This window comes from Pseudobutyrivibrio sp. LB2011 (genome assembly GCF_000701765.1).
GTDB classification, from domain to species: Bacteria; Bacillota; Clostridia; order Lachnospirales; family Lachnospiraceae; genus Pseudobutyrivibrio; species Pseudobutyrivibrio ruminis.
Genome location: NZ_JNJS01000001.1, coordinates 162,320 through 181,360 on the forward strand (window position 1 = coordinate 162,320; position 19,041 = coordinate 181,360).

General features: G+C 40.2%; 19 protein-coding genes. 16 read left to right on the forward strand and 3 right to left on the reverse strand.

Annotated features, from left to right (window positions below; all coding sequences use genetic code 11):
* Nucleotides 1-12: 12 nt before the first annotated feature.
* Nucleotides 13-741 carry an N-acetylmuramoyl-L-alanine amidase family protein gene (locus T375_RS00690; RefSeq protein ID WP_049960223.1) on the reverse strand — a complete coding sequence of 243 codons (729 nt, stop codon included), beginning with the start codon at nt 739-741 and terminating at the stop codon, nt 13-15.
* A 95-nt stretch (nt 742-836) separates the two neighbouring features.
* A complete protein-coding gene (locus tag T375_RS00695; RefSeq protein WP_049960224.1) occupies nt 837-1,985 on the reverse strand; it encodes a D-alanyl-D-alanine carboxypeptidase family protein in 1,149 nt (382 codons plus the stop codon).
* Nucleotides 1,986-2,164: 179 nt separating this feature from the next.
* Between T375_RS00695 and T375_RS00700 the strand changes: the two genes are divergently transcribed.
* The 10 genes from T375_RS00700 to T375_RS13020 all read left to right on the forward strand — a co-directional run bounded on the left by T375_RS00700 (nt 2,165) and on the right by T375_RS13020 (nt 14,344).
* Nucleotides 2,165-2,707: a glutathione peroxidase gene (locus tag T375_RS00700; RefSeq protein WP_044933811.1), complete on the forward strand. Its 543-nt coding sequence runs from the start codon at nt 2,165-2,167 to the stop codon at nt 2,705-2,707.
* A 198-nt stretch (nt 2,708-2,905) separates the two neighbouring features.
* Nucleotides 2,906-4,882, forward strand: coding sequence for an amylo-alpha-1,6-glucosidase (locus T375_RS00705; RefSeq protein WP_044933812.1), 1,977 nt, complete (start codon nt 2,906-2,908; stop codon nt 4,880-4,882).
* A 15-nt stretch (nt 4,883-4,897) separates the two neighbouring features.
* Entirely contained in the window at nt 4,898-6,634 is a 1,737-nt protein-coding gene (locus T375_RS00710; protein WP_044933814.1) for an ABC transporter ATP-binding protein/permease, read from the forward strand.
* Nucleotides 6,634-8,322, forward strand: coding sequence for an amino acid ABC transporter ATP-binding/permease protein (locus T375_RS00715; RefSeq protein ID WP_044933815.1), 1,689 nt, complete (start codon nt 6,634-6,636; stop codon nt 8,320-8,322). The genes T375_RS00710 and T375_RS00715 overlap by 1 nt, the downstream gene beginning before the upstream one ends.
* 24 nt (nt 8,323-8,346) lie before the next feature.
* Nucleotides 8,347-8,742, forward strand: a complete 396-nt coding sequence (locus T375_RS00720) for a hypothetical protein (protein ID WP_143064495.1) — start codon at nt 8,347-8,349, stop codon at nt 8,740-8,742.
* 126 nt (nt 8,743-8,868) lie between these two features.
* Complete coding sequence (locus T375_RS00725; RefSeq protein WP_242839248.1) at nt 8,869-9,465, forward strand: GTP pyrophosphokinase; 597 nt, start codon at nt 8,869-8,871, stop codon at nt 9,463-9,465.
* A 12-nt stretch (nt 9,466-9,477) separates the two neighbouring features.
* Nucleotides 9,478-10,149, forward strand: coding sequence for a response regulator transcription factor (locus tag T375_RS00730; RefSeq protein ID WP_044933820.1), 672 nt, complete (start codon nt 9,478-9,480; stop codon nt 10,147-10,149).
* Nucleotides 10,142-11,452 (forward strand): sensor histidine kinase, encoded by a 1,311-nt coding sequence (locus T375_RS00735; RefSeq protein ID WP_049960225.1) that lies wholly within the window; start codon nt 10,142-10,144, stop codon nt 11,450-11,452. The genes T375_RS00730 and T375_RS00735 overlap by 8 nt, the downstream gene beginning before the upstream one ends.
* A 100-nt stretch (nt 11,453-11,552) precedes the next feature.
* Nucleotides 11,553-12,545 carry a histidine kinase N-terminal 7TM domain-containing protein gene (locus T375_RS00740; protein WP_044933821.1) on the forward strand — a complete coding sequence of 331 codons (993 nt, stop codon included), beginning with the start codon at nt 11,553-11,555 and terminating at the stop codon, nt 12,543-12,545.
* 17 nt (nt 12,546-12,562) lie between these two features.
* Nucleotides 12,563-14,344, forward strand: a complete 1,782-nt coding sequence (locus tag T375_RS13020) for an HD-GYP domain-containing protein (RefSeq protein ID WP_049960226.1) — start codon at nt 12,563-12,565, stop codon at nt 14,342-14,344.
* 711 nt (nt 14,345-15,055) lie between these two features.
* On the opposite strand, the gene T375_RS00750 is transcribed toward T375_RS13020, so the two are convergent.
* A complete protein-coding gene (locus T375_RS00750) occupies nt 15,056-15,538 on the reverse strand; it encodes a helix-turn-helix domain-containing protein (protein ID WP_044933822.1) in 483 nt (160 codons plus the stop codon).
* Nucleotides 15,539-15,702: 164 nt separating this feature from the next.
* Here T375_RS00750 and T375_RS00755 point away from each other — a divergent pair, with 164 nt between their 5' ends.
* The 6 genes from T375_RS00755 to T375_RS00780 all read left to right on the forward strand — a co-directional run bounded on the left by T375_RS00755 (nt 15,703) and on the right by T375_RS00780 (nt 19,037).
* A complete protein-coding gene (locus T375_RS00755) occupies nt 15,703-15,900 on the forward strand; it encodes a PspC domain-containing protein (protein ID WP_044933824.1) in 198 nt (65 codons plus the stop codon).
* 16 nt (nt 15,901-15,916) lie between these two features.
* Entirely contained in the window at nt 15,917-16,132 is a 216-nt protein-coding gene (locus tag T375_RS00760; RefSeq protein WP_044933825.1) for a hypothetical protein, read from the forward strand.
* A gap of 145 nt (nt 16,133-16,277) precedes the next feature.
* Entirely contained in the window at nt 16,278-17,183 is a 906-nt protein-coding gene (locus tag T375_RS00765) for an alpha/beta hydrolase (protein ID WP_044933827.1), read from the forward strand.
* 35 nt (nt 17,184-17,218) lie between these two features.
* Nucleotides 17,219-17,857 carry a class I SAM-dependent methyltransferase gene (locus T375_RS00770; RefSeq protein ID WP_044933829.1) on the forward strand — a complete coding sequence of 213 codons (639 nt, stop codon included), beginning with the start codon at nt 17,219-17,221 and terminating at the stop codon, nt 17,855-17,857.
* A gap of 16 nt (nt 17,858-17,873) precedes the next feature.
* Nucleotides 17,874-18,374, forward strand: a complete 501-nt coding sequence (locus T375_RS00775) for a hypothetical protein (protein WP_044933831.1) — start codon at nt 17,874-17,876, stop codon at nt 18,372-18,374.
* An 84-nt stretch (nt 18,375-18,458) separates the two neighbouring features.
* A complete protein-coding gene (locus T375_RS00780; RefSeq protein ID WP_033153850.1) occupies nt 18,459-19,037 on the forward strand; it encodes an ATP-binding cassette domain-containing protein in 579 nt (192 codons plus the stop codon).
* Nucleotides 19,038-19,041 lie beyond the last annotated feature (4 nt).

Sequence of the window (19,041 nt, forward strand, 5' to 3'; positions counted from 1 at the left end):
GTTGGCTTTTTTTTATTTCTGTGTGAAGTAGCTATCTATACCGTTTGTTATGCCCTGGGCGAGCTTTAACTGGTATTCGTCGTCCACTAGCTTAGCTTCTTCGTCGGCGTCTGTGAGGTCACCAACTTCTACGATGGCGGTAGGAGATGCACACCAGTTGATGATAGGTTTGTCATCGTCTTCGGTGACGCCTGAGTTATCACACTCAACTTCCTGGACAACAGAGCCTAGGATTGCATCTGATAATAATCTAGCATCATTGTAATTTCCATAGTTGTATGGATTATCTTCTGACTGACATACAACAGAAACTCCATTGTTTTCCCCAGTCTGAATTACTATAAATGCATCGGCATTTGCAGTGTTGGCAATCATTGCACGGTCGCCACTGCTAAGATTTACATCGTTTTCATTTCTGGTAAGGAGTACGGTGTAGCCCTGCTTGCTAAGAAGAGAAGATGTCTTCAAGGCAATCTGCAGATTCAGCTCATATTCGTGAATTCCTGTTTCGGCTCCATCCACACCAGTTGTGGCACGTGCAGTTGTTTTGAAAGCTCCAGGCCCAATTGGTTCCTTTCGATTGTTGGCATTCATCTGACAGCCAGGATCAATCACAATTACTTTCTGGGTAGATGTCTCTTTAACAGGTTGTTTTGCATCTACAGTGATAGAAGGACAAACCATTGCAACTAGGAGCATTACTACAACATATTTTCGTAAGAGCTTTCTAATTGGTTTCATTTGTAAATCACACTCCCTTCCAAAAATCTCTCTATAATGATTATCGGACACTGATGTGAAAAAACTATGTAAATTCTGTATATTTTAAGGCTTTTTTACCAGTAATTTGCAAAGCCAAGTTCTATTAAACGATTAGTTTCATAATAACGTGATGATTTTACGGTTCCATCGTACATTGTGCGGTTCTTTCCACCAAGTACAACAGTGATAATTGTCTTGCCTTCTCTTGAAGCAACAGTCACAAGACACTGGCCAGCGCGGTTGGCTGTTCCTGTTTTGCCGCCTACTACGTATGGGTTGTAGTAAGCGGAGTCTGGAATTACGAGAGCGTCAGTGTTTACAAGTGCTCTAGGAGCAGCGCACATGTTTGTGGCTGGAAGCACAGCGCTTGCCATACCAAAATACTGCTTGAACAATGGATGAGCGTAAGCGTTAGCTGTAATCAAATACAGTGAGTAAGCGTTTGTGTACATGTTTTTATCTGGATAGCCAGATGGATTAGTAAAGTTTGTATTTACACAACCAAGCTGAGTTGCTCTAGCATTCATAAGTGCTACGAAGTTTGATACGGAACCGGCAACGGCCTCAGCAAGAATATTGCAGGCCTGGCAATCAGAGCTAACCATCATTGCTGTAAGAAGCTGATCAACTGTAAGGATTTCTCCTGCTTGAAGTCTTGGCTCCACATGGCTTGCGTCTGATGGAAGAGAAGCAACTGCTGTTGCAGAAGTCAAAACAGGTGTATCTAAAGTAAGCTGTCCAGCTTCGATTGCTTCTATTACAAGAAGAGCAGTCATGATTTTGGTTGTGCTGGCTGGCTCAAGCTTGTCGTTTGCTCCCTGACTATAAATGATTTTGCCAGATGCTGCGTTAGCAACAAGGGCTGCATTCACATCATATGAAGTAAATCGAACAGCAGTAGTGTTTGCTGCAGCAGAAAGTGCCTGCTGTGAAATATAGTAAGTTGCGCCATCAAGGCTAACCTGCCAAAAGCCATTTGATGTCTGGCCGGTAACCTGTACAGGTGTATTAACTGCGAGAGTTTTTACGAAAGTGGTGGTATCTGCATCAGCAAATACTTCAGTACCATTGCAGGACAAAAGCACTGCAGATATAGGTGTAACAGAATAATAAGCAGCCTCAGCCTGAAGTGATGCCATAGGCACTGTAAAACTAATAGTCAATGCCAAGGCTAGGGACAAGGCAGTCTTAGTAAAAATCTTTTTTAATTTTTTTAGGTTCAAATTAATATTTCCTCCATATTCAAATGTTATTTTTATTTTATCAGAACAAAGAAAAAAATAAAATTTGAAAAAAGGTGTTGACAAATAAAATTTAATTGCGTACAATTCAATCATAATCAATTGCACACAATTAAATTAAAAGAAATATGAACATGTTTTTCTGTGAAGGAGGAAAAGTAATGAGATTTTATGATCTTACAGTTGAAAAGACAAATGGCGAGCAGCAGGCTATGAGCGATTATCAGGGAAAGGTTGTCATGATTGTCAACACAGCTACAGGATGCGGTTTCACACCACAGTACAAGGACATCGAAAGCATCTATGAGCAGTACCACGCTCAGGGCTTCGAAATCGTAGATGTTCCTTGCAACCAGTTTGCAGGTCAGACACCTGGAAACGACGAGGAAATTCACGAGTTCTGCCAGCTTCACTACAACACACAGTTCCCTCAGATGAAGAAGGCTGATGTAAATGGCGAAACAGCTATCGAGCTTTTCAAGTATCTTAAGTCTCAGAAGGGCTTTGAAGGATTTGGTAAGGGTGCTAAGGCACTTGCTATGAGCGCAATGCTCAAGAAGATTGACAAGGATTACAAGAACAATCCAGAAATCAAATGGAACTTTACAAAGTTCATCGTTGACCGTCAGGGTAATGTAGTTGCCCGTTTCGAGCCAACAGCTGACATGAAAGAAGTCGAGAAGTGTGTAGCTTCTTTGATTTAGTCTAATATATTCGTATTATTTCTCCCTTTTTGTTAGGACTAGGCACGCCCATGCCTGGTCCTTTTATTTTTGCCAGACATCATGTAGAGGTTAGCATATGATTTATATACGGTTTTTTTGCAAATTTAATGAAGAAATGGGGGGATTTTTGTGTATAATGTAGATGTAAACTTTTGCGTGTACGATGGAGAATAATAAATGAATTTTGAATTTGCTTTAGATAAGCTTAATAATTATAAGAATAATTTAAATAGAGAATGGCTTTTGACAAATGGCCTTGGTGGATATGGAAGCAGTAGCATTATCGGTGCACACTCGAGAATTCATCAGGGCTATTTGATTGCTAGCTTGCAGGCGCCGGTTGATAGAGTGCTTGCGTTTTCAAAGACAAATGAGCGCCTTGTGTGTGGTAGCAGAATTTATGATTTGACTACAGCTCAGCATAAGGGCCCTTATACTAGCGAGTTTAATCAGGGTAATATGCACTTGAGTCAGTTTAAGTATGATGGCAATGTTACCTTTATTTATGAGGCGGGTGGTATGCGTCTCACAAAGACAATTACTTTGGTTCATGAGAAGAATCAGTGTACTATCGCATATACGTTGGAGAATAATGGTCCGGCAGCAGGTGTAGTTATCACACCTCTTATGAATTATAGAAAGCACTCAGCTCATATGACTATCAATGATTTGAGATTTGAGTTGCCAGAGGAAGTTTTCCAGGAGATTCGTAACGAGAATAATGGCAATGTAGGTTTTTACTATAGTCCTGTTAGCAATTCAGATGTGAGAATTTCTCTTATTTCTGCAGGCTGTGAGATGGTAAAGCGCAACAACGTGTACGATGAAAATATGGAGCTTCAGCATGAGCTTGATGATGGCAAGGATGGTTTGGATTGTCATATTAAGCCATACGATTTTGTTATGGAAGTTGCTGCAGGTGGAGTTTCAAAGGCTTCATTTGTTTGTTCTGTGGATGTGAAATCCAGCACTGGTCGCAAGAAGGTTAACTGGCCAGATTTTGAAGATATTGATAGAGATACAGCTTTTGTAGAGGCTGAAAAAGAGAAGAATAGAGTCCAGGCGCTTATTGAAACTGCTGGATTTGATGAGGATGATGAGCTTGCACAGGTTCTTACTGTTGCGGCAAATCAGTTTATCGTAAAGAGAAAGTCTTCTAATAAAAAGAGTATTATTGCAGGCTATCCATGGCTCACAGACCGTGGTAGAGATGCAATGGTGGCGTTCACAGGCATTTGCCTGGAGACAGGTCACTTTGATGATGCCAAATCAATTCTTCTTACATATGCAAAGTATATTAAAAATGGTTTGCTTCCTAATGAGTTCCCAGAGGAGGGAGGCACACCTTCAAACAATACAGCGGATGCGTCACTTTGGTATTTCTATGCAGTTTATAATTATCTGAAATACGTTGATAACGATGAGGCATGGAAGTTTGTTGAGGATGAAATTTATCCTCATCTTCAGGAAATCATGGGAGCGTACAGAAAGGGTACATCATATTCTATCAAGATGGATGATGATGCTTTGATGCAGGTAGGCAAGTGCAAGCCTGTTGATATTAATGCTCTTTGGTACAACGCACTTATGACAATGGAGGAAATCTCACGAGGAATCGCCAGAAGAACTCACAACAAGCCAGAGAACTATCTGGCATACGCAGGTGGTTGCAGCCAGCTTGCTATCTGGGTTAAGGAGGCATTCAACACAGATTTCTGGTACGAAGAGGGCGGCTACCTATACAATTCCATCAGCGAGGAGGAGAAGGATACAGCGCTCTGCCCTGATCAGCTTTTTGCTATCAGCCTTCCATTTACAATGCTTGACGTTGAAAAGGAAAAGTCTGTAGTAAAGGTCGTAAAAGACAATCTGTATGTTGGTGTTGGTATCAAATCATTGGAGGAAGGCACAGCCTGGGGCTTCATGCTAGGTGCATTTATTGAGGCATATCTTAAGGTTGGCGGACATAGCGCACAGGCTATCGAAGAAGCAAAGGCTATGTTTGAGCCAGTAGAAAAGCATCTTGTAACAGAATGTATTGGCAATTACTCAGAGAACTTTAACAGTGAAAAGCCATATCAGCCAAAGGGATGCTTTGCGCAGGCTTGGTCTGTAGGCGAAATACTTAGAGCATATGCACTCCTTAAAAAATAGTTTTGAGGGAAGAATATGATTAAAACAAGATTACTAAAAATGATGAAGCAAGGCACACGCCACGTGTTCATGTCAATTCTATGGCAGTGGCTTGGTCTTGTTGCTCAGATTATCATAGTAGGTTGCTTTGCCAGAATTATTGGCGGCACATACGCCGGCAAATTAGATACAAAGCACCTGGTGATTTATCTTGCAGTTGCCTTGTTTTGCATTTTTTCTAGATTAGTTTTTGACAGACTCTACACTGAAGCTTCTTTTGAAGCCAGTGTAGATGTGAAAAAAACGATGCGAGAGGAAATCTACAGCAAGCTTCTTCGTCTTGGAAGCAGCTACCGTAGCAAGGTATCCTCTGCGCAGATTACCCAGATGATGGGAGAGGGCGTTGATCAGCTGGAGATATACTTTGGAAAGTATATCAGCCAATTCGTATATGCGTTAATTGCTCCCCTCACATTATTTGGAATTCTATTTCAATACAATTTGAGAGCGGCAGTTGTTCTACTAGTCGCAGTTCCACTTATTCCAATTGTTATCATGATAGTTATGAAGGTTGCCAGAAAGCTTTTGGACAAATACTTCAAAGTGTACTATGGCCTGGGAGATACATTCCTTGAAAAGCTTCATGGTCTTACCACTCTAAAGATTTATGAGTCTGATGGACAGGCAGCGGAGGAGATGGATGTAGAGTCAGAGCGTTTTAGAAAAATCACCATGAAGGTTCTTTCTATGCAGCTCAACAGTACCATCGTTATGGATATTGTTGCCTATGCAGGAGCAGCAGTGGGAATCATCACCACAATCAGTGAGTTCCTAGATGGAAATATGACTCTCGTTAGCGCCATTATGTTTTTGCTTTTATCGGCAGAGTTTTTCCTTCCAATGAGACTCCTTGGCTCATACTTCCACATTGGTATGAATGGAATGAAGGCGGCAGACAAGATATTCGAGTTCTTAGATTTGCCAGAGCCTGAGGCAGGGAAGTATTTAATTTCAGAGGGACCATACGACATTCGATTTAAGGGGGTGTCATTTGCTTACAATAAAGAGGAGACATTAAAGGATATCTCCATGGATATTCAGGCGGGACAGCTTGTTTCAATTGTAGGTGTGTCAGGCTCAGGAAAGTCCACAATCGCCAGCCTCCTAAGACAGCAAAACAGAAACTACAAGGGATCAATTACTGTTGCAGGCAAGGAGCTTAAAAATATCTCCGAAGCATCACTTATGTCTGCCATGACAGCCGTTTCTTTGAATAGCTATATTTTCCATGGAACAGTTCGTGACAATCTTCATTTGGGTAAGCCAAAGGCTAATGATACAAAGCTTGTAAACATTCTAAAGCTTCTAAATCTTTGGGATGAGCTTGCGCCTTTAGGCGGACTGGAGTTTGAATTGGCAGAAGGCGGAGCCAATATTTCAGGCGGTCAAAAGCAGCGCCTATGTATAGCAAGAGCCTTGCTTAAAAACTCACCAATTTATATTTTTGATGAAGCTACTAGCAATATAGATATGGAATCAGAAGAAATCATAATGAATATTATCCGCAAGCTTTCAAAGGAGCTAGGAAAGACGGTTATCCTTATATCACATCGTCTGGCAAATGTTGTGAAGTCTGATCAGATATTTATGCTGGATGGGGGAAGTATTGTAGAATCTGGAACTCATAGTCAGCTGATTAAAAAGAATGGAGCCTACGCTACTCTTTACAAGAAGCAGCATGCTTTGGAAAACTATGCAGGAGGTGCCATGTAATGAAGAATCAAACATCTGGATTAAAAATCATGGCACGTCTAATCGGCCTGGTGAAACCACTGATATTTATTATGATTCTTGGAATTTTGCTGGGAAGCCTTGGGCATTTATGCGCCATTTTTGTAACAGTGCTTGGAGCTGAGGGCATAGTTATGGTAATCAACAGTCTGGAGAACCCAGTACTTGTTCGTACCTTGCCAAAGTTTTTCCAGCTTATTGTAGTAGTTGCAATACTTAGAGGTTTGCTTCATTATGGGGAGCAATATTGCAATCACTACATCGCCTTTAGAATTCTGGCCATCATCAGACACAAGGTTTTCGATAAGCTTCGTGTGCTGTGCCCAGCCAAGCTAGAAACAAAAGAAAAGGGTAATCTTATTACCATGATTACCACTGATATAGAGCTTTTGGAGGTGTTCTTTGCTCACACCATTTCACCTATCGCAATTGCGATAATAGTGTCATTGTTTATGTCAGGATTTTTGTGGCTACAGTATCCAGTGGCAGGTATTATTGCTGCTATTGCTTACCTGACTGTAGGTGGAATGATTCCTGTTTCTAACGAGATGAGTTCTGCCGAGGCAGGGCTTAAATTCAGAAACAAGTTTGGCAAGATGAACAGCTTTATCCTAGGTGCTTTATATGGCATCGATGATACCATTCAATTCAAAAATGGTCATAAGCAGCTAAACAGATTAAATGCAAAATCAGATAATCTGGCTGAAATCAAATCTGATTTGGTGGACTACGAAAAGAATCAGAAGCTACTTACAAATCTGTCTATACAGGCGTTTTCATTAATCATTTTGGCGGTAATGGTTGTTGCCTACAACAAAGGCCGTGTCTCATTTGAACAGGTGATGATAGCTGTTGTTGGTATGATGAGTTCATTTGGGCCAGTGGTTGCCCTTGCATCATTGTCAAACAATCTGAATCAGACTCTTGCCAGTGGCGAGCGAGTCCTAGCACTTCTTGATGAAAAGCCTCTTGTAGAGGAAGAGACTGATGGGGTGGATTTGGAAATGGTTGCCAACTCAAAGGGCAATATCGCCACAGTAAACAATGTTTCATTTGCCTATGAGGATGTGGAGGTCATCAAGGACAGAACCATCGATATTCCAAAGGGACAAATCCTCGGAATCCATGGTCCAAGCGGCTGCGGCAAATCCACATTGCTTAGACTTTTAATGGGATTTTGGAAGCCTGATAAGGGGCAGATTTATTACTACGACAAAACTGAGGGGCCTATCCAGATAGGTGATGTGAACACGGCGTCCCTCAGAAAGAATCAATCCTTTGTCACCCAGGAAACCTGGATTAGCCAGGACACTATTGCTAAAAATATAGCAGTGGCCAAGCCAGATGCAACCATAGAAGAGATTATGGAAGCAGCGAAGAAAGCCAGCATTCATGAGTTTATTATGAGTCTTCCAGAAGGCTATGATACAAAGGTGGGAGAACTTGGCTCTACACTTTCTGGTGGAGAAAAACAAAGAATTGGTATAGCCCGTGCATTTTTGCATGGTGGTAATATGCTCCTTCTTGATGAGCCTACCAGCTCACTGGATTCTTTAAACGAAGGAATCATCCTGAAATCCCTCAAGGAAGAGGCCAAGGACAAGACTGTAGTGTTAATTTCTCACAGAAAATCTACCATGGGTGTGGCGGATTCCGTAATAGATTTTTAAAAAAGATATGTTAAACTATGGCTTATGAAGAAATATCTTAGTTTATTATTAGTATTTACCATAATCATTAGCTTCGTAGGATGTGGAAAGAGCTCTGAAGTAGGAGACGTGGATGTGGATTTAACCACAATGTCATCTACCATGGTTTATTCCTATGTGGCAGACATGCTTGCAAATCCATCCAACTACAAGGGGCAGCTTGTGCGAATGGATGGGGACAGCAACACCACTCATGGTGGCACACATTCTTGTATTGTTTACGACGCTTTGGGGTGCTGCACTGAGGGAATTGAGTACCTGCTTCCTGAGGACGAGGAGTACCCGGACGACGGTGAGGCAATCACAGTAGTTGGTACTTTTGCCACATATACAAAGGGCGAGGGTAAATATTTTGTATTGATTGACGCAGTCATCGAGTAAAGTTCAGATAAATTTTAGAAAAATTTAAGAGAGTTTACCAAGGTTTTTTGGTAAACTCTTTTTATGTGGAATAATTATCATTGAAACTAAATTTGTTTAGGATTCAATAAGAAATAGGAGAAAGTTTTGGAAGAAAGTATATATGGCAACCATCGCAGTGAGATGGAAAATGTTATGAATATAATCCTTGGTTCAATTGATGAGCTGAGGGAGGATATGATAAAGGAATTTGGCAGTGATCCGGTGGAACATTGTCTGGCTCGTATTAAGGACGAGGAAAGCATGCGTGAAAAATGCAGAAGGCAGAATCTTCCTGAGACTACAGAATCAGCATTGGAACAGATTCATGATGCTATCGGAATCAGAGTAGTATGTGCCTTTATCAGCGATGTTTATTCTGTCCGCGACCACCTTAGAACACTTGATAAGGTGGAAGTAATCGAGGAAAAGGATTACATCAAACAAGCTAAGCCAAACGGCTACAGAAGCTTGCACATGATTCTGAAATACGATAATAAATATTTTGTAGAGATACAGTTAAGAACTATTTCTATGGATACTTGGGCTGCGTTAGAGCATCATATGCGCTACAAGAAAAAGGTATCCAAAAGCGATGCACTTATTAGCGCAGAGCTAAAAAGATGTGCCGATGAGTTGGCGTCTACTGATATGTCTATGCAGACCATCAGAGATTTGATTCGCTCAGAAAGCATTGACGAATAAGAGAGGAAATTTATGAAAATATTACTTGCTGAAGATACACTTGATTTAAATAAGGTTATTACATCCATGCTGGAAATGCAGGGATTTGTAGTAGACAGTGCCATTGATGGAGCACAGGCTTTAGAGCTTGCACTTAGCAATGGCTATGATGGCATCATCCTAGACATCATGATGCCAAAGATGGATGGACTTGAAGTATTAAAGGAAATCAGAAGAAGAAACATTGTTACACCAGTGCTGATGCTTACAGCAAAGGCAGAGGTGGATGACAGAGTAGAAGGACTGGATGCAGGAGCGGATGATTATCTTACCAAGCCATTTGCCATGAAAGAGCTGATGGCTAGAGTAAAGGCCATGACAAGACGAGGCAGCCAGTACGCAGCCAAGGAGCTTTCTTTTGGTGATATCACACTTAAATCCGAAAGTCTTGAGCTTATTAGTGCCAACACAGTTCGTCTGTCATTAAAGGAATTCTCATTGATGCAGGCTCTTCTTTTAAATCAGGAACATCCAGTGGACACAAACTATCTAATCGAGCATGTTTGGAATGATGAGACAGATGTTGAGGAAGACACAGTTTGGCTTTATGTAAACTTCTTACAGGGCAAGCTGGAGTACATTAATTCTGGAGTAACTATTAAAGGTGAAAAGGGCGGTTCTTTCCAGGTGGTAGTGAATGAGTGAAAAATCAATTCGAGCATTAAAGAATAAGTTCATAATTACTGCAATGGTGTCATTCTTTATTGTAATGAGCTTTATTGCAGGCTGCATTTATGTTATTAACTCACTGATGACTCGTGGACAAATCAAAGATAACATAATGTACATTGTTGAAAATGATGGTATCTTGCCTATGCAGTATGAAAGCATCGAATCAGATGATGCTAATGATAACAAAGATACAATCGATAATAACAACGATTTAGTGTATCAGCTTGAAAAGCTTTTTGGAGTGGATAGCGATTACAAATCTGATGAATTCTATTATTCAACCAGATATTTTGCGGTCACCTACACTGAAGACGGAGATGTTGAAAAGGTAATTACATCCCACACTGCAGCAGTGGAGGCGGATCAGGCAGTTACATATGCCAACACGGTCATGAAGCGCTGGTTCAAGTTTGGAAGCTACGATGACTATTATTATATGGTTGCCGCAAGAGATGCCGGTGGCACAATCGTTGTAGTTTTGGATTGTAGCACTCAGGTTGCTATCAATCGTCGACTTGTATTACTGGCTTGTATCCTGATTGGATTTGGTATGGTGATTTCTGCAGTTGTTATCAAATCCTGGGCTGGTAAGATTATTCAGCCTGAAATCAAGAATGCAGAGCTGCAAAAATCATTTATTACAAATGCCAGCCACGAGCTTAAAACACCACTTGCGGTTATCAAGGCAAATACAGAAATGCTTGAAATCATGGGCGTTGAAAACGAATGGACTCAGTCTACCATGCGTCAGGTAGATAGACTGACAGGCCTCATTCAAAACCTTGTTCTAGTTACACGAGCAAGTGAAAAGGATAGTAAAGAGGATAGAGTGGAGACAGATTTCTCGGCTATCGTCACTGACACTGCAAAATCCTTTGAGGCAGTTGCCATTTCCGATGAAAAGACAATGGAGCTTAGCATAGCTTCCGATGTAAAGCTTCTAGCTCACGAGGGGGATATCCGACAGATTACAACATTGCTTATAGATAATGCCATTAAGTATTGCGATCCAAAGGGCAAAGTCACTGTTGGACTTGGAAGTGACAAAAAGCATAAACATATCTATCTGCGTGTTTCAAACAGCTATGAATCTGGTGCAGGCATTGATTACCACCGATTCTTTGATAGATTTTACAGAGGTGATGAAGCCCATAATATCGACAAGGAAGGCTATGGCGTTGGTCTGTCTATTGCCCAGGGGCTTATGGAGCGCTATCACGGTGATATCAAAGTAAACTGGCGCGATGGCATCATCACATTCACTTGTATTTTTTAAGTATTTTCAAGAAACTGGTTAAAAAATCTTACGTTATATGGCATAATGATTGATAGGGAGAATAGATAAGAAGGAATAATACATTAGGTGGGGGATTGGTATGTATTATCTGGTTTGTTTTATCTGTTCGCTAGCCATATTAGTATGGATAATATCTAATGAAAGAAAACTTGGCACAAACGCGATTCTTGTAGCCTTTGTTACTGTTATAGGTGACGCAGGTTACTATGCTCTGGCCAGCTCCACATCTTTGAATGAGGCGCTGCTTAGCAATGAATTGATCTACACTATAGGTCTGTTTGCGCCAATGCTTTTCTTTTTTAATATCTGCGATATCTGCAAAATTCATTTATATACAAAGACAAAAATCGTTTTGTATTTGATTCAGATAGTTCTATTTTTATCTGCCTGTACGGCAGGCCAGCTTGATATTTTCTACAAAACAGTGGAATTCCATTATGGACCTTATGGTGGTTATTTAATTAAAACATACGGATTTGCCCACACCTTGTACCTGATATCTCTGGCATTTTATTTCATTATTTCAATTGCAATTTCATTTAAATATAGCAGAAAAAAGAATGTCGTTAGCGCAAGAGATGTGGACATTCTAATCTTTTTATACTTCCTGATGTTCAGTGCATATGCAGTTGAACGACTGATTCATATGAAGGTTGAATTGATGCCTTTTATCTATACGATTGGTATCTTTGGAATTCTGATTCCGGTGGTAAAAATCGCCAACTATGCAATTGAAACCAACCCGGAAATCCTGGAGGGAGAGCTGAAGGATACAGGCCTAATTGTTCTGTCAAATAAGCTTTTATTTATGGACTGTAATGAGAATGCTTTTAACCTTTTCCCCGAGCTTAAACAGTGGGAGAAGGAAGAAAAGATTCCTGGAAATGGTGGCAGGTTTAACACCTTCCTTAGACAGGATTTGATGAAGTATGTTGAATCGGGCGCTGAGGATAGTATGGCTGGCAAGGAATTCACCATGCAGGAGGAAGATTATTACTTAGAGTTTTCAAGGCTTCACAAGGGAAAGAAAGCAATAGGATACTTGATTAAGTTTACCAGGAAGAACGGATAGTTGCGGGAAGGTATTGTATGGATCATAAAAAATCCTTGATTGAAAATCTAGTGGAATGGTGTGTTTACTCCATTATAGCAATGTCGCTTTTTATGGATGTTGTAGCTATTTTTTCCACGGACGTGGCACACGAGGCACCAGTGGGCTCTTTTGCAGCCCAGGATTTCAACCAGGATTGGATTTTGGAAATGGAAGATGGCACCAAGGGGATTATACAGCTTCCATTTTTGACTGATTTTAATGGAGAAGAAGTTTATGTAATTACAAATACATTGCCAGATAATCTGCAGGACAACAGTAGCCTTATGTTTCGCGCAAACATCGAGGATGTTTATGTTTACATAGATGGCAAGCTCAGGTCAGAGTATTCCACAGAATCCATTCCATTTATGTCCTACTATATTCCTAGTGCATATGTGGTTACCAAACTATCTTCGGAGGATGCATCAAAGGAAATCACAATCAAAATCCGCGCAAAGGTGTATGGCATCATAAATGAAATAAAACTAGGCGATGGAAATAATGTCTGGTTCAATGTAATCTATCAGAATATCCCGGTAAATCTTGCAGCCGAAATGATTTTATCGCTGGGAATAATTCTTCTTGCGCTTTCACTTATTTTTTCAAAGTCTAATTTGAATCATAGATTGGTGTTTTATCTGAGCTTGCTTATGATAGACATCTCGATTTGGATGTTTGCGGAATCGATGATACGCCAGCTGATTTTTGCGAAGACAACTATGATTCAGTATTTTTCTTATTCATCAATGGAGCTAGTGGGAGTGCTGGCTTGCATGTATTTTGATGAAGTTCAGCATAAGTATTATCACAAATTCTATTTTATAGCGGAGTTAGTGGGCACGATTGTAATAACCGTAAACTTCACCTTGCATTTTGCAGGATTGGTAGAGCTTTTCAAGAGTTTACCAGTAGCCCACCTGATAATGGTATTGAGCCTTTTGATGAGTATGTGCACAATAGTCAACGATGTCAGAATAGGCAGGATAAAAGAATATCAGGTAGTAGCAGTGGGCATGGATTTGATGCTTGCTACATGTGGAATGGAGATAATTGCATTCTATACTACTGAAAATCATGCCTTTGGATTATTTGCATGCATTGGTTTGGTATGTTTGATGATTACAACCGTGGTTCAGATTCTTGTGGATTGGACTGCAGAGACAAAACTACGTGAGGCGGAGAGTGCAAGAGCTACCGTAAATACGATAAAAACTATCGCTGGCACAATCGATGCCAAGGATGAATACACAGGTGGTCATTCAGAAAGAGTGGGATATTATGCATCTATCCTGGCCAGGGAAATGGCTGCTGATTATGACTTTACCGAGGAAGATATTGAGCGCATTAAATACATTGGCAACATGCACGATATTGGAAAAATTGGTGTTCCTGATAGCGTCCTTAACAAAACTGAGAGGCTAAACGATGAGGAATATGAAATCATAAAGAAGCATGTGGAAATTGGATCGGCCATTATGGATGGCATGGATTCAACAATACAGGATTTGAAGGATGGAATCAGATATCATCATGAAAGATTCGACGGCAAAGGCTATCCTGATGGCCTGAAGGAGACGGAGATTCCACTTGTTGCCAGAATCATCTGCCTGGCGGACTGCTATGATGCCATGACATCGGACCGTGTCTACAGAAAACGTCTGGACGATGAAACAGTGCGAGCTGAAATCCTTAGATGCGCCGGCACCCAGTTCGACCCAGCTCTGGCGGAGATATTTGTCAGGCTGCTGGATAGAGGAGATATGAAGGCGGTAAGGTAGGATTATTTAGGATTGAGATTGGAATTGTAGAGCCAGTGCTTTTGCACTGGCTCTTTTTTGTGGGGCGGGGCTTGTTTTTGGCTGCGCGGGCTTGTTTTTGGACTGGCTGCGGGCTTGTTTTGGGCTGGCTGCGGGCTTGTCTTGGGCTGGCTGCGGGCTGTGCGGGCCGGGACTACTGCCTGAGAGAAGATTTTGAATTTAGGCAGTAGTGGAATTGGTCGGGACTACTGCCTGAGCGAGGACTTTTGAATTTAGGCAGTAGTGGAATTGGCCGTGGCTACTGCCTGGGGCGAGATTTTGAATTTAGGCAGTAGTGGAATAGGTCGGGACTACTGCCTGAGAGAGATTTTTGATATTAGGCAGTAGTAGAATTGGCCGGGGCTACTGCCTGAGCGAGGACTTTTGATTTTAGGCAGTAGAAAAAATGGCCGGGCTTACTATCTGGGATGAAAAAGAGATTCCAGATAGTAAGAAAGTAGGCAAAATTTACTATCTGAAAAGAAAAAGCAAATCTAGAGAGTAAGAAAGTGGAGAAATCCTACTATCTGAGGAGAGAAAGTGATTCCAGAGAGTAAGAAAGTGGAGAAAGCTTACTATCTGAGGAGAAAAAGAGATTCCAGAGAGTAAGAAATCAGGAAATGACTACTATCTGTGAGTAAAAAATTATAGTGGGATTTATATATTTGAAAGTAGTAGATTTACTGTGCAAATCTAGCCATTGATTTTGCCTTCAGCAATAGTATTTGCAACCCATAGCTTGAGTGATTCGACAGTCATGTCGATTTGCTCAAGCTGTTTTTGTATGGCGAGGAAATCCTCAAGCTCGTCATCGGAAATGACGCCATCAGCGGTGATGTCGATGAAGCGTTCTTTTTGGTTGTTGAGAGAGTTTAAGGCTGAGAGCATGCCAAGCACAATCTCTGGAAGGGAGGACATCTTTGCTTCAGGTACAGTTTTCTGGCCAATTTTGCATTCATGAGTGCAGTAGTAGTTGCATAAATCCTGGCGCTTGTATGCAGTAGCCAGGTCCACCACATCTTCTGGATAGATAGCAACCTTGCCAGTTTCGATTTTTTCAAGGCGGCTTTCAGTCATGGAGCCGATCAGTTCACTAGCCTGAGCTCTGGTCAGTCCAGCCTCCTCGCGAGCCTTGAAATATACACTTTTGTCTTCTCTAATTGATTTTCTTCCCATCGGTATCATCCTCCTAATAAAATTATTATATCTATTTTGCTAAAAAAGAAAAATAGTATATATTCATTTGCTGAAATAGTGATATATTAGTAGGAAATACAAATGTAAAATCTAAGTAAGAAATCAAACAAACCACTTATTTATAGAAAGGGAAGGTACTTAATATGAACGGAAAAAGATTATACAAAAGCAACAATAAAAAGATTTGTGGCGTTTGCGCCGGAATCGCAGAATACTTTGATGTAGATCCAACACTTGTAAGATTGATTTGGGCAGCAGTTACACTTGCGGGTGGAAGCGGAATTATCATCTACATCATTGCAGCTCTTGTAATGGATGATAATCCAGTAGACGTTGTATAACGAAGGAGGCATTGTTATGTCAGTTTTATTTGGAATTTTATTTTTTATGATTTTTGGAAAGATGATTGGTTTAGCCTTCAGAGCTACATGGGGCATTTTTAAAATAATGCTTTATATCGTTTTTCTACCATTGTTTTTGTTAGCACTTGTATTTGGTGGATTGATGTATTTGGCATTGCCAATACTGATAGCAGTAGGTGTGATTTCACTGATTGCAGGTGCAGTTGATTAAGTAAAAAGTTTCAGATGCCATGCTATTTGAGTTGTTCAGATAGCATGGTTTTTTATGTTTTGACTTTCTATTTTACGTTAGACATATCTAACTCAAAGTGATATATTTGACACGAAGCAAAAGATTAATGGGAGGTTATGTCAAAATGAGTTTTGCAGCAAATCTAATTAATGTTTCTTTAAAACTATCTAGAATCAAAAAAATGTACCATCTGAGTGATGATAAATTCCTTGAAAAAGTTGAAAAAATGAACAAAAAAAGGGGCTTTTATATGCCAAAGGATAATAAGGCTTTTTATAAAGAGCACACTGTTTTAGGATGCAAATGTCTTATTGTTCAGCCCAACGAAAAACCGGCTGAGCGTTCCATTCTTTACATGTTTGGTGGAGGGATGATGCTTGGCCCTGATAAAGGTGACATCGATGTTATTGTAAAACTTGCCCAGAAAACAGGCTGTGATGTGTGGTTTCCTATCTATCCCCTTTGCATAGAGCATTGCATAATAGATAGTTTTGAAATGATTTTTGAATGCTATCGACAAATGATCAATCAATATGGTGCCAATAATGTTAGCACCTGTGGATTTTCATCTGGCGGGGCTTTAGCCCTTGGTGTTGCTGCTTATAACAACACGCTTTCAGAAAAACTTCCTATGCCGAGACACATTGTTGCAGTATCACCTGGAGAAGTCCCATGGAATGAAGAAGAAAAAAGAATTATGCAGGCCAATAATCAGACAGACTATATGGTTGACTATGCCTTCATGGAACGTGTAGAACGATTTGAACGTAAAGGTAGAAATGACATTCCGGATTATATGATTAACATTTCTAAGGGAGATTATTCTGGTGTAGATAATATTCATTTTGTGTATAGCGAAAACGAAGTTCTTTATGGCGCAAAGCAAAACTTTATAGATGCCTGCGAAAAATACAATGTTAAATACACTATCCGTCAGCGTAAAGGTCTTTTTCACTGCTATGCAATGTTGCCATATTTCAAAGAAGCAAAGGAAGATTTTGATGAAATTGCAGAAATTTTAAAGAAGTAACCAATTATTTGTAAAGAGAGAGAGTGGGGAATAAAATGAAATCAGCTGAAGAATATAAGGAATTAACAATAAAAGAATTTTCAAAGGCCGCAGATATTTATGAAACAGGCCATGCTGGAATCTATGAGATGTGTAAGGACGACTATCCATATATTTCGGAGGAGTTGGAGAAGGAAGATTATCAAGATTTATTAGATTGTGGATGCGGCACGGGACCGATGATATCGTTACTTTATGAAAAGGATTCAACAAAAAATTACACAGGTCTTGATATCACTCCCAAAATGATTGAGGTGGGAAAAGCTAAAAACTTGAATGGTGTCAAATGGGTTGTCGGAGACTGCGAGGATTTACCCTTTGATGATGATAGTTTTGATGTAATTATTTGTTCCAATAGTTTTCATCATTATCCAAATCCGCAAAAATTTTTTGATAGTGCAAAAAGGGTATTAAGACCAGGAGGAAGGCTTATTTTACAGGATTATACGGCACCAAGTATCATTCTCTGGTTCATGAATCATACCGAAATGCCTTTGGCTAATTTGATTGGCCATGGTGATGTGGCTGCTTATTCATTGGATGAAATCAGAAGTTTTTGCAACTGCGCAGGGTTAAAAATAGAAAAATTAGAGGCTGGTAAGAAATTTCGAATGCATTTGGTAGCAAGGAAATAATGATTTGGAGGGTAGTATGTCTGTTACAATTGCTTTAAGTGTAATTATGATGTTAGGACTTTTTCTAATGTTATTAGGCGGAGTAGGATTTGTTCAGGATAAACGTTTTTTCTCATCAGCACCCAAGGAGGTGTTAGATGTTGTTCCTGAAACGAAGTCACAACGATTTGCAGGACAGCATATTTTAGGATGGATTATTATTTCGCTAGCAGTAGTGCTTATGATTGCTGCTGTTATTATTGAGGGTTATTACGGTGTAAAAAATGAATCTAGATTTTTACAACAGTTTCTTAGATTTATGTTAATGTTTTTGGGTTTAAAAGCTTTTGACATTGGTTTCTTCGATTGGTTCTTGCTATGCAATGCAGGACTCAATTTTTTCCCACATTTTTATCCGGAAACAAAACCTGTATTAAACAAGCATTTATTTGGTTATAACTGGAAGACGCATTTACTTCATGTGATATGTATTATTCCTGTTTCTGCACTTTTAGCAGGGATGTGTTTATTGTTTTAGTAAGGGGGCGCTATCTGTGATTACTGGATTGTGCCAGATAAAATTGATAATCCTAAGTAGAAGGAAAAGTTACGGGGGAATAATATGACAATCATATTAGAAAACATTAGCAAATCATATGATGGTAACAAGGTTCTGGAGAATCTTAATGTGGAAATAGAAGATGGCAGATGCTATGCATTTGTTGGGCCTAAGGGGTCAGGCAAGACTACAGCTCTCAAAATCTTTATGGGGATGGAGAAACCGGATGAGGGAAAAGTGTGTAGGATGGGAGATTACAAGTATCCTACATTGCAAAGTGCATATGTTTCCCAGGATGGCCAGCTGAATCTGAAGAAGGATGCCATCTGGAATGTAAAAAAGGCTCACAGATGGGCCAGCAAAGGAAGAGCCATAGAGGAGCTGACCCGCTTTATAGAGCCTGACAGACAGTGCATCCCAGTGTCGGAACTATCTGTTCCAGAGCGTAGGTTGGTGGAGCTGGTAAAGGCTTTGTTCACGCCAGCAGATTTTATAGTGCTGGATTCTCCATTTGAGGGAATGGATGCTGATACCAAGCAGAAGACCATAGATTATCTGCTAGATATAAAGGGTAGCAGACCGCTTATAATTGCCCAGGAAGATGCTGAGGGGCTGGATTTTGCTAGAAAGGTTTGCTTGTAGGAAT